This window comes from Sphingomonas panaciterrae (assembly GCF_036890205.1).
In the GTDB taxonomy this organism is placed as follows: Bacteria; Pseudomonadota; Alphaproteobacteria; order Sphingomonadales; family Sphingomonadaceae; genus Sphingomonas; species Sphingomonas panaciterrae.
Window position 1 is genome coordinate 1,073,900 of sequence record NZ_JAKNQR010000001.1, and the last position, 14,660, is coordinate 1,088,559.

General features: G+C 66.2%; 17 protein-coding genes. 1 reads left to right on the top strand and 16 read right to left on the bottom strand.

The annotated features are described in order from the left end of the window. Positions 1 to 4 precede the first annotated feature (4 nt). From L8F96_RS05260 to L8F96_RS05310, 11 genes are all read right to left on the bottom strand, one after another. Positions 5 to 1,240 carry an ammonium transporter gene (locus L8F96_RS05260; RefSeq protein WP_334655387.1) on the bottom strand — a complete coding sequence of 412 codons (1,236 nt, stop codon included), beginning with the start codon at positions 1,238 to 1,240 and terminating at the stop codon, positions 5 to 7. A gap of 26 nt (positions 1,241 to 1,266) precedes the next feature. Beyond that, complete coding sequence (gene yut, locus L8F96_RS05265; RefSeq protein ID WP_334655388.1) at positions 1,267 to 2,331, bottom strand: urea transporter; 1,065 nt, start codon at positions 2,329 to 2,331, stop codon at positions 1,267 to 1,269. 18 nt (positions 2,332 to 2,349) lie between these two features. Beyond that, positions 2,350 to 3,285, bottom strand: coding sequence for an urease accessory protein UreD (locus L8F96_RS05270; RefSeq protein ID WP_334655389.1), 936 nt, complete (start codon positions 3,283 to 3,285; stop codon positions 2,350 to 2,352). 3 nt (positions 3,286 to 3,288) lie between these two features. After that, positions 3,289 to 3,960: an urease accessory protein UreG gene (gene ureG, locus L8F96_RS05275; protein WP_046409883.1), complete on the bottom strand. Its 672-nt coding sequence runs from the start codon at positions 3,958 to 3,960 to the stop codon at positions 3,289 to 3,291. A gap of 22 nt (positions 3,961 to 3,982) precedes the next feature. Beyond that, positions 3,983 to 4,696, bottom strand: coding sequence for an urease accessory UreF family protein (locus L8F96_RS05280; protein ID WP_145118092.1), 714 nt, complete (start codon positions 4,694 to 4,696; stop codon positions 3,983 to 3,985). Continuing rightward, entirely contained in the window at positions 4,693 to 5,274 is a 582-nt protein-coding gene (locus L8F96_RS05285; RefSeq protein WP_145118090.1) for an urease accessory protein UreE, read from the bottom strand. The genes L8F96_RS05280 and L8F96_RS05285 overlap by 4 nt, the downstream gene beginning before the upstream one ends. A gap of 37 nt (positions 5,275 to 5,311) precedes the next feature. After that, complete coding sequence (locus L8F96_RS05290; RefSeq protein ID WP_145118088.1) at positions 5,312 to 7,030, bottom strand: urease subunit alpha; 1,719 nt, start codon at positions 7,028 to 7,030, stop codon at positions 5,312 to 5,314. Positions 7,031 to 7,074: 44 nt separating this feature from the next. Beyond that, complete coding sequence (locus L8F96_RS05295) at positions 7,075 to 7,497, bottom strand: urease subunit beta (protein ID WP_334655392.1); 423 nt, start codon at positions 7,495 to 7,497, stop codon at positions 7,075 to 7,077. Positions 7,498 to 7,525: 28 nt separating this feature from the next. Then, the gene (locus L8F96_RS05300) at positions 7,526 to 7,828 is read right to left on the bottom strand and encodes an urease subunit gamma (protein WP_046409877.1); all 303 of its coding nucleotides are present in this window, start codon (positions 7,826 to 7,828) and stop codon (positions 7,526 to 7,528) included. A 185-nt stretch (positions 7,829 to 8,013) separates the two neighbouring features. Further along, on the bottom strand, positions 8,014 to 8,406 hold the full coding sequence (locus L8F96_RS05305; RefSeq protein WP_136450816.1) for a CrcB family protein: 393 nt from the start codon (positions 8,404 to 8,406) through the stop codon (positions 8,014 to 8,016). Between the two features lie 47 nt (positions 8,407 to 8,453). Beyond that, positions 8,454 to 8,855, bottom strand: coding sequence for a fluoride efflux transporter FluC (locus L8F96_RS05310; RefSeq protein ID WP_334655395.1), 402 nt, complete (start codon positions 8,853 to 8,855; stop codon positions 8,454 to 8,456). A 261-nt stretch (positions 8,856 to 9,116) separates the two neighbouring features. Between L8F96_RS05310 and L8F96_RS05315 the strand changes: the two genes are divergently transcribed. After that, positions 9,117 to 9,740 (top strand): HupE/UreJ family protein, encoded by a 624-nt coding sequence (locus L8F96_RS05315; RefSeq protein WP_334655397.1) that lies wholly within the window; start codon positions 9,117 to 9,119, stop codon positions 9,738 to 9,740. A 34-nt stretch (positions 9,741 to 9,774) separates the two neighbouring features. Here the strand turns inward: L8F96_RS05315 and L8F96_RS05320 are convergent, their stop codons facing one another. The 5 genes from L8F96_RS05320 to L8F96_RS05340 all read right to left on the bottom strand — a co-directional run bounded on the left by L8F96_RS05320 (position 9,775) and on the right by L8F96_RS05340 (position 14,637). Next, positions 9,775 to 10,473: a hypothetical protein gene (locus L8F96_RS05320; RefSeq protein ID WP_417158946.1), complete on the bottom strand. Its 699-nt coding sequence runs from the start codon at positions 10,471 to 10,473 to the stop codon at positions 9,775 to 9,777. A 141-nt stretch (positions 10,474 to 10,614) separates the two neighbouring features. Continuing rightward, entirely contained in the window at positions 10,615 to 10,911 is a 297-nt protein-coding gene (locus L8F96_RS05325; protein WP_164518990.1) for a hypothetical protein, read from the bottom strand. A 217-nt stretch (positions 10,912 to 11,128) separates the two neighbouring features. Then, positions 11,129 to 11,956: a hypothetical protein gene (locus L8F96_RS05330; RefSeq protein ID WP_334655401.1), complete on the bottom strand. Its 828-nt coding sequence runs from the start codon at positions 11,954 to 11,956 to the stop codon at positions 11,129 to 11,131. Between the two features lie 14 nt (positions 11,957 to 11,970). Continuing rightward, the gene (locus L8F96_RS05335) at positions 11,971 to 12,555 is read right to left on the bottom strand and encodes a glycine zipper 2TM domain-containing protein (protein ID WP_334655402.1); all 585 of its coding nucleotides are present in this window, start codon (positions 12,553 to 12,555) and stop codon (positions 11,971 to 11,973) included. Positions 12,556 to 12,669: 114 nt separating this feature from the next. Further along, on the bottom strand, positions 12,670 to 14,637 hold the full coding sequence (locus L8F96_RS05340; protein ID WP_334655403.1) for a S9 family peptidase: 1,968 nt from the start codon (positions 14,635 to 14,637) through the stop codon (positions 12,670 to 12,672). Positions 14,638 to 14,660 lie beyond the last annotated feature (23 nt).

A 14,660-nucleotide genomic window follows, 5' to 3' on the forward strand; every position in this document is an offset into this window, starting at 1 on the left:
GCGATCATTCAGGCTTGCCGGATTTCATGCCCCACAAGGCGAAGGCGCTCTCCCCGTAGAATGGCTCGTCCAGCCCCTCGCGCTGCACCTCCACCGGCACGCGCAGCTTGCTCAGCTTGTCGAGCAGGAACAGGATGATGGTGGTGACGATGACGGCGTAGATGACGACGATCGCCACCGCGATCGCCTGGACCGACAACTGCCGGCCCCCTGCCGCCACGGCGTTGATCGTGGGGCTTGCCAAGACACCGATCAACAGCGAACCGGTGATTCCGCCGATGCCGTGGGCGCGGAACACCTCCAGCGTATCCTCCGCCTTCAGCCACGACTGGATGTATTTGGCGAAATAGCAGCAGGTCGCACCGATCGCGCCGATCAGCAGGGCCGCCATCGGTTCCACATATCCCGATGCGGGGGTGATCGTGGCCAGACCCGTCACTGATCCGACCAGCACACCCGAGAATGTCGGATGCCCCGCATCGCGCCATTCCCAGAACATCCACACCAGCATCGCCATCGATCCGGCAAGCATGGTGTTGGTGAAGGCATAAGCCGCAAGGCCATCGGCAGCGTAAGCGCCGCCTGCGTTGAAGCCGAACCATCCGAACCATAACAGGCCGGCACCAAGAGCAACCAACGGCAGGCTCGCCGGAATCGGCCCGCTATCTCCCGTTGGCCGCCGCCCAAGATAGATGGCGGTCACCAGCGCCGATGCGCCGGCTGAGGCATGGATCACGATCCCACCAGCAAAATCGACGACGCCCAGCTGCGAGAGGAACCCGCCACCCCAGATCCAGTGGGCCACCGGCAGATAGACGAAGATCGTCCACAGCGCGACGAACCAGAGGAACGGGCCGAACCGCATGCGCCCGACGAAAGCCCCGGTCATCAGCGCCGGCGTGATGATCGCGAACATCATCTGGTAACCGAACACCAGGATGAACGGCACGTTGGCGGCATAGGTGGGATCGGCCGCAACACCGATGCCATGCATCCCGAAATAAGTACGGACGTCACCGATAAAACCGCCGATCGATGGGCCAAACGCCAGGCTGAAGCCGCCGAACACCCAGATGATGCCGACCACGCCGATACAGACGAAGTTCTGGATCATCACCGACAGGACGTTCCGTTCCCGAACCAGCCCCCCGTAGAACAGCGCCAGCGCCGGCGTCATCATGAGGACGAGCGCCGTACAGGCGAGCAGAAAGGCGGTATCGCCCGGTTCAATTCCTCTCATCAGCGCTTCCTTTCAGGATTTGGCTCTCAGGATGGATTGGTTGCGGCAGTGGCTCTCGTCTCGGGAGTGGGATCGGCAGGCGCGTGAGCGGCCGGGTTCAGCGCATGATCGACGACCGGCTTGTGCGGATGCGGCGGTGCGAATTTGCGCGGCGCGATGAACAGGTACATCGTCAGCACATAGGCCGCGGTGAAGGATGGCAGCCCGATTGGCGCGAGGATCAGGTCGAACGCGGCCTGCAGGAACACCGTCACGATCACGCCCAGCGCGGCATAGCCGATCACGCCCAGCGCGGCATAGCCGATCACGACCGGCGACGGCTGAACGAACACGACGCTCAGCGCCATCGCGGCCAGCACTGGGCTGAACCCGTACAGCCCCTGCGACACCAGGCTCGGATCGGCGCGCATTACGAACGCCGTCCCCATCGCCAGCAGCGATCCGCCCACCGCCGCCAACCCGGCCGCACGCGACGCGATGAAGATGCCAAGCAGGATGATCGCCCCGGAGATCCAGCTGCCCAGCAAATAGACCTGCCCGATGTTGCGGAAGAAAATCTCGACCGCCTCCACCAACCCCGGCAGCGACGCCGCACCCAACTGGTAATCGGTTGCCAGCTTCTGCGTCTCGCTCAGCACGCGCAGCGATCCGAAGGAGTAAGCGCCCGCGAGCATCAACCAGGCGATCAGCACGAACGGCCCGGTTGAGCCCGGCACGCCCCAGCTCTTGGTCAGCGTCGCGGCAAAGGCAGCGGTGACGATCGTGGTGAGCGCCGCACCGACGATGATGTACAGCCACAGCTCGGGCGATGGCGCGACGAAGGTTGGCAGCGCGACGCCGATCAGGATGCCGTTGAACCCGAACAGGCCCGATGCGCGCGAACTGGCATCGAAATCGAGCATATAGGCAACCGCGGTGGCCACGATCACGCCGACGATCGCGCCGATCGACGTCGCCCACCACTGGCTGACGAACGAGGCATAGAAGATCGCGACAAGGAACAGCGCGCCCGTGACCACATTCTCCATGAAGAAGACCTGCGAGGCCCCCTTCAGGCAGACCGTGATGAAATTACCGTTCTCGCAACGCATGATCATTCCCTCAGAATGTCATTGCCACAGGAAATCGTCGGGCAGCGTTCGCCCCCGCGCCTCTTCGCGCACCACGGTCCAGAAGCGCTTCACCTCCGCTCGCACGTCATAGCTTTCGACGCCGACCGCCCGGAACATCAGCCCTGCACCATTGGGCAGTCGCGACACGCCCGACATGGCGCGCGGATGGCCCGGCGCGGCGTTGATCGTCATCCGTTCGTCGATCCGCGCCGCCGTCTCGGGCGGCGTCAAGCACAGCACATTGGCAAAGGCGTCATAGCCCCGCGCCACCGCCGGCAGGTCGAGCGTGTCATTGCCTTGGTCGATCAGCAGCTTCTCGGCGAACAGCAATCGCCCATCGGGCCGCCGTGCGCGCACCCGCATCGACAGAAGGTCAAAGCCGAACCGCTCCAGCGCATGGTGATGCTTGCGCCCGGTCATCGCCATCTCGGCATAAAGCACGGTCGCGGTCTCGTCGGCGGTGATCTCGGTCTCGCTGACGAAGCGCGAGGTACGATAGGGAATGGTGAAGTTGGGCAGAAACTCCAGATAGGATCCCGCCGCCGCGCGTATCTCCTGATGCTGCGAGGCGTAATTGGCATCCATCTGATGGATACGGTTCGCGCCCTGCGAGGTGACATGCGCTGATGCCCCCTCCGCCACGTCGATCGCGATATGGTAGCGATCGCCCTGCAGGATGCCGCCGCCGACCGAGATTACCGAGACGATCGGCAACTCCGGCATCGCCTCGTCCCAATAGAGCGCCTGCTGCACGAGCAGCGGCGCCACCCGGTACAAGTCGTGCAGCACGGAACGGCCGTCGCGTAGCGAGAAGCCCAGCCGCAATTCGCCAATCTTGCCCGGCCCGGCCGCGCGCATCTGCGCCGGCTCGGTCTGGAACCCGGCGAGTTCCCGGTAGCGGTCGATCCGCGCCAGTTGCTCGTGGAGCGCCATCGCCTACCCTTGCGCCCCCGCCATCGCCGGCGCCGTCGTTGGGGTCGTCGCCGGCGGGCTCACGTCGAACAGCGCCATGTCCATGATCATGTCCATCAGCGTCTCGACGCCCTCACCGGTCTTGCAGTTGGTGAACACGAACGGCTTGGTGCCGCGCATCAGGCGTGAATCGCGGTCCATCACCTCAAGGCTGGCGTCGACGTAGGGCGCCAGGTCGATCTTGTTGATCACCAGGATGTCGGACTGGCAGACGCCGGCGCCGTTCTTGCGCGGGATCTTGTCGCCCGCCGCGACATCAATGACGTAGATGTAGAAATCGGCGAGCGCGGGGCTGAACGTCAGCGTCAGATTGTCGCCGCCGGATTCGATCAGCACGACGTCGCTGTCGGGATAGCGCCCTTCCAGTTCCTCGACCGCGGCGATGTTCATCGACGGATCCTCGCGCACTGCGGTGTGCGGGCAGGCGCCGGTTTCGACGCCGACGATCTTTTCCTCGACCAGGATGCCGTTCAGCGTGCGCCGGACCTGCTTGGCGTCCTCCGTGGTCACCACGTCATTGGTGATGATCAGCGGCCGGACACCGCGCGCGATTAGCCGCGGGGTGATCGTCTCGATCACCGCGGTCTTGCCGGAACCGACCGGTCCCCCGATGCCAATGCGCGTGATCTTCTTCATCGAATGCTCCTGATTGGACAGGTCAGTTCATGAACAGGCGCAGGTGCGTCCTGGTGTGATGGGCAACGACGACTTCGAACACGGGGGCGAAGCTCGACATTTCCTCAAGCTCCAGCGCCCGCGCGCCGCGGTACTGGTCGTGGGTGGCGGCTTGCGCCTCGAACAACAGCCGCTGCGTCGCGACATGATCGATCCGCATCAGCCGAAGCGCGGCGTTCAGGATCATCGACGCCAGCCCATATTGGTGGACGGCGAACGCCTCCGCCTCATGCGCGCCAAGGCCCGTAAGCACGATCCCCTGCGCGACCGGCAGGCATCCGGGCGTCGCATTGCTGCGTATATCGTCCAGCCAGCGCGTCAGCAGCGGCGACGGCGCGATGGCGGACGCGAGCTCGGCGAACTTCTTGCCCATGCGCGCCAGCATCATCTGCTGCTCCTCGCCGACACGGCGGATCCACAGCGCGCTGTCGGCGGCCAGCAGCGCCGCGTAGTCGCCGAGCGCCGCCGCGCGGCAGGCATGGAGCAGCGCGACGCCATCCATATGGGCCGCCTGCCGGAGGATGAGCGTCAGGTAATCCCGCAGGCTGTCGGCGTCGGTGACGATGTGCAGCTGGACCGCGGATTCCAGCCCCTGGGAAAAGGAGAAGGCACCGACCGGCAGGGTGGAATCGGCAAATTGCAACAAGCGCGCGAGGCGACCCACATCGGGGCCGATCGTCTGCGCCGCGAGCTTCATAGGGCCCTGCCCTGCCCCTGCCCCTGCACCTGGCCGTTGCCATGATGATGGTGCGGGGTGGCGTCCGCGCCGCCGAACAGCAGCCGGATCTCGCTCGGCTCCAGGCGCTGCGCCACCGTCTCGCCCGGCTCGAAGCGGATCGACGCATGCTGGAACGCATGGGTCTTCATCACCGACAGCATGACCTTCCGGTCGACCGACAGCGGCACGTAGATCGTCTGCCCCTTAATGACGGCGGGCCAATGCTGGTTGCCGAGCGCGTGGCCCAGCTCGAACACCAGCCGCAGCATCTCCGCCTGCGGCATCAGCGCCGGCAGGTCCAGGTCGATGACCATCACTTCTTTCAGCGGGATGCGTGCAACCACGATCCGGCGATTGTCGGGATCATGGTAGAGGACGTCGCCGTCGTGCAGATGCTCGGACCGCGGCAGCGAGATGGCGAGCTCGATCCCGCTCGGCGTATTCTTGCGCAGTCGGCTCTTCGGCGCTTCCCATTGTTCGAGAACGAGATCCTCGACACTCGCACCCTCCCACCCCTGATCCCTGACATTGCCGAGCGTCTTTTCCACCAGGATCATCATTCTCTCCGATTGGCGTCGATCTCTGTTCTCGCGGTCAGCTGAAGAAGTGCAGTTGCGTCAAAGGCAGCGATTGCGCCGGCTCGATCGTCGCGTGCGTGCCATCCACCGTCACGGCGAACGTCTCCGGGTTCACCTCGATCACGGGCAGCGCATTGTTGCGTACCATGCTCGACTTGCCGATCGTGCGGGTCGCGTACACCGGCATCACCTGTGACTGCAGGTCGTACCGGTCGACGATCCCGTCCTCGAACGCCGCGCGCGAGGTGAAGGTGACGCGCGTCTGCGCCAGCGCCGACCCCATCTGGCCGAACATTGGGCGATAGGTCACCGGCTGGGGCGTCGGCAGCGATGCGTTCGGATCGCCCATCAACGCCCAGGAAATGAACCCGCCCTTGATCACCATCTTGGGCTTGGCGCCGAAGAAGGCGGGCGACCACAGCACCAGATCCGCCATCTTGCCGACCTCGACCGATCCGATGACCTGGCTCACCCCCTGCGCGATCGCGGGGTTGATCGTCACCTTGGCAACGAAACGGAGCACGCGTTGATTGTCGTTGTTCGACGTGTCGCCCGCATAGGCCCCGCGCCGCGCTTTCATCAGATGCGCCATCTGGACGGCGCGCAGCCAGGATTCTCCGACCCGCCCCATCGCCTGGCTGTCGCTGGAGATGATCGAGATCGCGCCCAGATCATGCAGCACGTTCTCCGCCGCGATCGTCTCCGGCCGCACGCGGCTTTCGGCGAAGGACACGTCGGTCGGGATCTTGGGGCTCAGATTGTGGCAGATCATCGTCATGTCGAAGAGTTCGGCCTGCGAATTGACGCCATAAGGCAGCGTCGGGTTGGTCGAACTCGGCAGCACATTGGGCTGTCCCGCCACGCGGATGATGTCGGGCGCGTGCCCGCCGCCGGCACCCTCGGTGTGATAGGTGTGGATGGTGCGCCCTTCGAAAGCGGCGATCGTATTCTCGACGAAGCCCGCCTCGTTGAGCGTGTCGGTGTGGATGCAGACCTGCACGTCGAACCGGTCGGCAACCCCCAGTGCGGAGCGGATCGCCGCGGGGGTGGATCCCCAATCCTCGTGGATCTTCAGCCCCATCGCGCCCGCGATCAGTTGCTCCTCGATCGGTCCTGCGGTCGAACAATTGCCCTTGCCCAGCACGCCGGCATTGACCGGCCAGCCATCGAACGATCGCAGCATTGCCTCGATGTTCCAGGTGCCCGGCGTGATCGTCGTGCCGTTGGTACCATCGGTCGGGCCGATGCCGCCGCCGAACAACGTGGTAATGCCGTTGCTGAGCGCCGCCTGCGCCTGCTGCGGCGAGATGAAGTGGACGTGCGCGTCGATGCCGCCCGCGGTCAGGATCAGATGCTCGCCCGAGATCGCGTCCGTCCCCGGCCCCAGTGCCAGCGAGGGCGTCACATTCGGCATGATCGACGGATTGCCGGCCTTGCCGATGCCGCAGATCAGGCAGTTCTTGATCCCGACATCGGCCTTGATGATCCCCTGGATCGCATCGACGATGGTGACGTTCGTGATGACAAGGTCGGGCGCACCGCCGACGCTGGTCAGTTCATTGTCGAACCCCATGCCGTCGCGCAGCGTCTTGCCGCCGCCATAGATGACCTCTTCGCCATAAACCCGCAGGTCCTGCTCGATCTCGATATACAGGTTCGTATCGCCCAGCCGGATCTTGTCGCCGGTGGTGGGGCCATACAGGTCGGCATATTGCCGCCGGGAGATGTTCGCCATGGTTCAGCTGCCTGTTCTGGAGGGGGCGAAAGGATCGGCGATGCTCACGCCTTGTCCTTGAACCCATAGCGCGCCACCCGCTCCTTCGCGTCGGCAAGCCGCGGGCGGAAGGCATCGTAGCTCTCGTTCCCGACCCAGCCGTTGACGAGGCCGTTGAACCCCACCGCGCGCTGACGGCCCTGCAACGGGATCAGCACCACTTCCTTCTCGTCGCCCGGTTCGAACCGGACGGCGGTGGTCGCCGGGATGTTCATCCGCTGCCCGAACGCCTGCTCGCGCGAAAACTCCAGCGCCGCATTCACCTCGAAGAAGTGGAAATGCGATCCCACCTGGATCGGCCGGTCACCGGTGTTGCGCACCTTGATCGTGGTGGTCGGGCAGCCGGCGTTGATCTCGATTTCGCCCGCGGCGAGGATAAGCCCGCCGACGGGCGCGGTCTGCGTCTTGGGGTCTGTCTTCGCCGCCATCGCGCATGTCCTTCGTGCTGGAGGGGGCCTATTGGATCGGATTGTGGACGGTCACGAGCCGGCTGCCATCGGTGAACACCGCCTCGACCTGGACATAGGGGATCATGTCGACGACCCCCTCCATCACGTCGCTGGTGGTGATGGTCTTGCGGGCAAGCTCCATCACCTCCTCCACCGTCTTGCCCGCGCGTGCATTGTCGAGCGCAGCTGCGGCGATCAGCGAGACCGCCTCGGGATGATTGAGCTTGAGCCCGGCGTCCTTGCGGCGCTGCGCTACCATCGACATCATGTAGATGAGCAGCTTGTCGTTTTCTCGTGGCGTCAGATGCATGTCCAACCTCAAGAGCCTGGGCGCGCCTCTTCGTCGCTTTGTTTGGCGACGAATGGAGCAACCTTCGGAACAGCTGATGTTCCCTGCTCCAATACTGTATGCCCCCGCCAACGCCGTCTGTGTTTACTACGTACCCCCTGTCACAAGTCCGTGAGCGGCGGCAGAAAACCGGCTGCGATTCAGCGCTACGCCTTCCGCGCGCCAATCACGTCGCCCACCCTCAGGCCCGCGAGCACCAGCACGAATCCGACCACCAGATTGGCCCCGACATAGGCAAGGCCCACCCCTGCACTCAGCGCCGATCCGGCGAGCAGGACGTAGGTGGCATAGACCAGGCTGGAAAAGGTCGACATGCCGCCGCACAGCCCGGTGCCTAGCAGCAGGTTCGCCTTCGCGCCCAGCGCCTGGCGCGCGTGCAGGCCGGTTATCAGCCCGAGGATTAACGAGGCGACCACGTTGGCGACGAAGATCGACCAGACGAAGCCGTCCCGCGCCGTCGGCACGCCCAGCATCAGCAATTCGCGGATCACCGCCCCGGCCGCGCCGCCGACGAAGACCAATATGATCGCCTGCGCCATGTCAGCGTCCTTCCGTCCGGCGCGCGCCCGAGCGAGTCGCTCCCGCCTCAGCCCGCCGCATGTGCCAGCCCCGCGCCAAGTCCGGCGACCGCAATCCCCAGCACCGTCTGGCCCAGGATATAGCCGGTTGCCGTGCCGGCACCCGCACCAGCCCCGGTGGCCCCGGCCATCTTCGCGGTATCGAGCTCCATCGTGCTGAACGTCGTGAACCCACCCAGCACGCCGGTCAGGATCGCAGCCTTCAGGAAGCTGCCGTACCGGTCGTGCCATTCGATCGAGAACAGCACCGACAGATAGCCCATCACGAACGCTCCGATCAGGTTGACCGCTACGGTCGACCACGGAATGCCGCCCCTGGCCGGGCTCGTGAGCAATTTGCCGACCAGCCAGCGCAGCAACGAACCCGTGCCACCGCCCAGCGCGACCAGCGCGATATCGCTCAGCACCATAAGGCGTTTGCCGTGGAAACTGCGATGACCATCAGCATCGGCTCCCTGTCCCGTGTCGTTGACGCACTCCCCCGTCCACGACGGCGCGCCGCGCAGCGCGTCCGGCTACGCATCAGCGTGACGGCTGGCTGCGGCCCGGCGGCGTGCGGGGCAGATTAGCGGCGCGCGCGCTCCCCCACAGCATCGGTTTTCCCTGATCCCGTTCGCCGAGGCGGTGCGTCATATCTTTGCGCGGAATCTGCATATCGATGGAGCGATAGGATGACTCGTAATTCCTCCCGGGCGCTGAACAATGCGATCCGTCTTGTCGGCTCCGGCCTGCTCGTGCTGCCCGGCGCGGCTTTCGCCCATCCAGGGCATGAGGCGGCCGGCGGGGGCGGCGTCCAGGGCCTCATGCATCCGTTCACCGGGCTCGACCACGCGCTGGCAATGATCCTCGTGGGCCTGTTCGCCTATCGGCTCGGCGGCCGGGCGCTGTGGATGCTGCCGCTCGCCTTCCTGGCGGCGATGGTGGCGGGCGGCATCCTCGGTTTTGCCGCTCCGGCGACTACCCTGGTGGAGGTCGCGATCGCCCTGTCCGTCATCCTGCTCGGCATTGCCGTGGCGTTCAACATCAAGGCGCCGGTCGCGGTCGCCGCGGGGGTCGTCGGGCTGTTCGCCATCTTCCACGGGTTCGCGCATGGCGCGGAGATGCCGGCCGGTGCCGGCGCGCTGCCCTATGCCGGCGGCTTCCTGCTCGGGACGGCGACGCTGCTTGCGATCGGCCTGGGTGCGGGCGCTGCGCTGACCAACACGGTCGTCGCGCGTGGCGGCCATGCGATGCGTTCTGCCGGAACGATCGCCGCCGTGGTGGGAGTCGGGCTGCTGAGCGGCATCAGCGGCTGATCAAGAAGACGTGCCGGGCGCCGCGCCGCCAGCGTTATGGCGTGGCGGCGTCCCCGGTAACGCCGTGGGTCAGCGCATGGACGCGCAGCCGCGGGAATACCTCTTCCAGCGGCTTGCTGTCGGGCAGCACATAGACATAGCCGCCACCCTTCTGGAACAACGGGCGCAGCTTGCTGCCGTAAAAGGCACGCGGCACGTTGATGCAGCCAAAGGTGATGCGGTTGTCATCCGGCGTCTCGGACAGCATGCGCTCGCGCCGCTTCTCCTTCTTCGCCGCGTCGGCCGGGATCGGGTGAATGGCGACGCTGTTGGTGTAATCCACCCACAACACCTGCTGCTTGCCAAAGGCATAGCCGAACTTGGCGAGAAAACGCCCTGCCGGCGTGGTCTTTTCCGCCGGGCCCAGATCGCCCAGCTTCTTGCTGCCGACGCCCGGGCTGGCCTCGTCACCGAGCGCGATACCGATCAGCGTCGGCTCCTGGGCAAGCGGCTTACCCTTGGCATCATACAGGATGAGCGATGCCGCCTTCTTGTCGAGGACGACATAGGGGAGCTTGCGATTGTCGCCGGAGGCGAGAACCCAGGACGCGACCAGCCGCGCCTCGGCGGACGGATTGATCTCGACCGGCGCGGCAGGGGCAGCCGCCGGCTTCGCCGCGGCGCGCGCCTTCTTGGCCTTGCCGGCGGACGCCTTCTTCGGTGCGGCGTGCGCCCCCGTCGTCGTCCCGATCATTGTGCCAGTAATCGTCAGCGCCGCAGCGGCACCCATCAAAAACGTCTTGATCATCCGTTCCCAGGTGAAGGGTGGCCGCCCGCCATCGGGCAGCCACCATGTCAGTCATTGCGCAAGATGCGGCGGCTGACGCCCACGGCCTCAGTGGCGCGGGCGCTTGCCCCGGCTTTCCTGCTGCATCATCCGCTGCTCGACACCGTCGACCCGGCCGTTCAGCTGGTCGAGCCGCTGCCCGTTCTGCTGCGCCATGCCCGATGCGGCCTGCGCTTCGGCCAGCGCCTGCTTGGCGGTGCTGTCGGTCGCCTGGAGCTGGGTCTCGATCGCGTCGACGCGCTGCGCCACTGGGGCCACCTGTTCGCGCACATAGGATTTGGTCGCACATCCGCCAAGCACGGTGGCTGCCGCCATAATCGCAATTGCGGGGGCTACTTTGGTCATCGCTGGGAGCATTGCTCTTCTTCCATTATTATTAGCCAAGTGACGGAGCCCAAGCTGACACATTCCTGCAATAGAGCAGGCGGCGAATTGGGGCGATCACACGATGAAATGATCTCTTCCCGATCCTACCACTCCTCGTTAACTTAGTCATCGTTAGTATTATTTCTTAGATTAACTGCACGCCTGAACCAAGGCTGAACCATCTAGGGGCGCGATACTACCTTTTCGAATCGCGCCGCTGCTTCGCGGCAAACGGATCCAAGGGGATCCGCCCGTCGTCCTTGGCCGCCTTCGTCGCCTTGGCCGGCGTCGCGCGATACACGTCGACGCACTTGCGCAGTTCCGCGATCGCCGCACCGCTGCCGTCCAGCGTCAGCTCCTCCACCGGCACGTCGCCGCGCCGCACATGAAGAAAGGCGGAGGTGGCCAGCGTGCGTGGAAAGGCGTCGCCGAAACTGGTCACGAACCCCTTGCGGCCGCTGGCGGCAATCCCGATCGCCGCGCGGTTCGGAAAGGCGGCGCCCGAAAAGCGATAGGTCAGCCGCAGTTCCTCCTTCTCGCGGATCGACGACCAGTTCGGGTTCAGCAGCGTCAGCCGGTTGCTCCCGTCGGTGTCGAGCCCGAACAGCAAGGTCGTCTGCCGCGGTCCGCGATAGGTGCGCGTCAGGAAGCACCCGCTGCGGTCGCTGCTCGGTGCCACCGTCCAGTCGCCGACATCGCGCGTCGCATATTCCTGCGCCGATGCCGCGCTGCCGGCTGACAGGCCGATCGCCATCGCCGGCAGCAACAGCCACGCCCGCTGGCGCCGGCCGCCGGTCGCGGGGCGCCTTGATACGGGGGCCGGGCAGGCACCATCGCGGCGGGCGTGCGGGATGATCGGGACGGCAGGCAACGGGAACTCCTTCGGCTGCAGATGATGCACGGGCATGTTGATGCACACCAACGCACCGGCCGCCATATCATTCCCGTTGATGAACCGCGGCTGGGCGACGCCCCGTGCGCACGGCTCGACCGCCAGCCCCGGCGGGGACCAGCGGTCGTACATCCTTCCTCATCCGGTCAGCGGCAGATCACCTGGTCCTGGTCGATCGCGGTGCCCAGCGCCGCACCAGCCCCGGCGCCGATCAGCGCGCCGAGCGGGCTGGAATCGCCGTTGCTGAGCAACCCGCCCAGGATCCCGCCGCTGATGCCGCCGATGATCAGCCCCGTCGTGCCGTCGCTGCGGCGGCAATAATAGCGGCCGTTGTATCCGCGATAGATGCGGTCATACGGCCCCAGCCGGCGGGGCCGGTAATAGCGGCCGTCGCGATAGAAATGGTCGGCATAATACCATGGCTGCCCGGGCGGCGGGCGATCGAAGTCATAGCGCCGCCACTGGTTCCGGTTGCGCCCCCAACCGGGCGGCAACGGCGCGGGTGGGCGCGGGCGGGCGCCGGGCGGCTGCATCCCCGGCGGACGGGCGCCTGGCCCGCCACCTGGTCGCCACGGATTGCCCGGCGGCGGTCCTGGTGGCGGGCCGCCCTGCGGCGGACGGATGCCCGGTCCGCCCGGGCGTCCGGGCGGGGGTCCTGGGGGCCCCTGCGCCTGGGATGGCAGCGCAAGGACGGTGGTCGCGATCAGGGCTCCGGCGACGATCAGGCGCATCTTACTCTCCCAGCGTAATGGCCGGGAGCATCGACCCGACGGGCCGGCTTGCCGATGCGATAATCTACGTACCGGCACACCGGGCGACCACCGCCGCCCGGCGCAGCGCCGGCATCAGCGCGCGGGCTGCTGCTCGAACAGGCGGCGCAGGAACACCGTCTCCACCTCGCGGCGAAGATCGTTGTTCGGCTTCTTCAGGAAACCATGGCCTTCGTCGGCGAACAGCACGTACCAGGTCTCGTTGCCGTTCGCGCGCAGCTTCTCGACCACCTGGTCGGACTCAAGCTGCGGCACGCGCGGGTCGTTGGCGCCCTGCATCACCAGCATCGGCTCCTTGATGCGATCGACGTTGGTGATCGGCGACACGCGCTGCAGCACGGCGCGCATCTTGGGATCACGCTCGTCGCCATATTCGGCGCGGCGATTGTCGCGGCGATAGGCCTCGGTATTCTCGAGGAAGGTGATCCAGTTGCTGATGCCATAGCGCTCGACGCCGCCGACCAGCCGGTCGGAATAATGCGTCATCACGGCAAGGCTCATGTAGCCGCCATAGGACTGGCCATAAACGGCGACGCGATTGGCATCGAGGTTCGGCTGCTGCCCGATCCAGTCCAGCAGCGCGCCGATGTCCTTCACCGAATCCTCGCGCTTCTCGGCGTTGTCGAGATTGAGGTAGCGCTTGCCATAGCCGTCGCTGCCGCGGACGTTGGGGAGGATCACCGTCGCCTTCAGCACGTCGGCGAAATATTGCGCGCCATAATTCCAGATCGGCCGCGTCTGCGCCTCCGGCCCACCGTGGATATCGATGATCACCGGGGTGCGCGTCCCCGCCGGCACGCCCTTCGGACGATAGACGAACGCCGGCACCGACAGGCCGTCGAACGACTTGAAGCGGATCAGCTCCGGCTCGGCGAGCTGCGCGGGATCGAGATCGCCCAGTTCCGACGTCGTCCAGCGCGTCAGCTCCCCGCCATCGACGTCCCAGCTCCACACGTCCCCGGCCGAGGTGGCGGAGGTCAGGCCGATCGCCAGCTGCTTGCCATCGGGCGAGAATTTCAGCGCCGTCAGCACGCCCTTGGGCAGCGTCGGCTGCGGCAGCGCGCGCCGCGTGATCCGATCCTGCACGACGACGCGCGAGAAACCGTCCTCGTTCACCGCATAGGCCAGCACGCGGCCATCGTCGGTCAGGTCATAGCTTTCGACGTCCCACGTCAGCCCCGGCGTCAGCACCACCTGCGCGCCGGTGGCGAGGTCGATCTCGACCAGCTGGCGCGTGTCGTTGCCGCGGTCGGAGATGGCGATGATCTTCTTGCCGCCCGGCAGATAGCGCGGCGATTCATACACCGCCGCTTCCGCCTTGGGCGCGATACGCCGCGCCTTGCCGGTGGCGAGATCGAGCTCGAACAGCTGGTCCTCGCGGTTGGACAGGCTGCGCACGAAGATCAGCCGCGACTTGTCCGGTGCAATATCCGCCGGGGCCACTGCGCCATCCGCCTGATACAGCGTGCGCGGCGTGCCGCCCGCCTTGGGGTCGACGCCCAGGATCGTATAGGCCGCGCTACCCTTGGTGGCGCGCGCCCAGACGAGCAGGCTGCCGTCCTTGCTGAACACCGGCGATCCGTTGCGCGTGCCCGCCTGCGTCAGCTGCTGCGCCGTGCCGGTCAGGCCGCGGGTGTACAGCTGGAACCATTCGTCGCCGCCGGTATCACGCGTCATCACGAAGCGGTCGGTGCCCGGGACGACGGTGGCGCTGGCGATCGGCTCCGCACCGAAGGTGACCTGCGTGCGCGTCGCGCCGGGCTTCGCCACATGATGCAACTGCTGCGTCGCGCCGAACCGCGTCGCGATCAGCATCGAGCCGTCGGGCAGCCAATCCTCGAACTGCGCCGCGCGGCTGTTCTGATAGCGCTGCACCGCCTCGCGCACATCGGCCGGGATTTCCGGCACGCCCGACAGCGTGGCGCTGCCCACCTGCCGCTGGGCGACTGGCTGGGCGCCGGCGGTCTGCTGGCCGATGGTCTGGGCGGACGCGCCGGCGGCGAGCGCGGCGAGCGTGAGCGAGGCAGCGAAGTGCTTGAACATGCGTCCCTGATCGAACAGCAAGT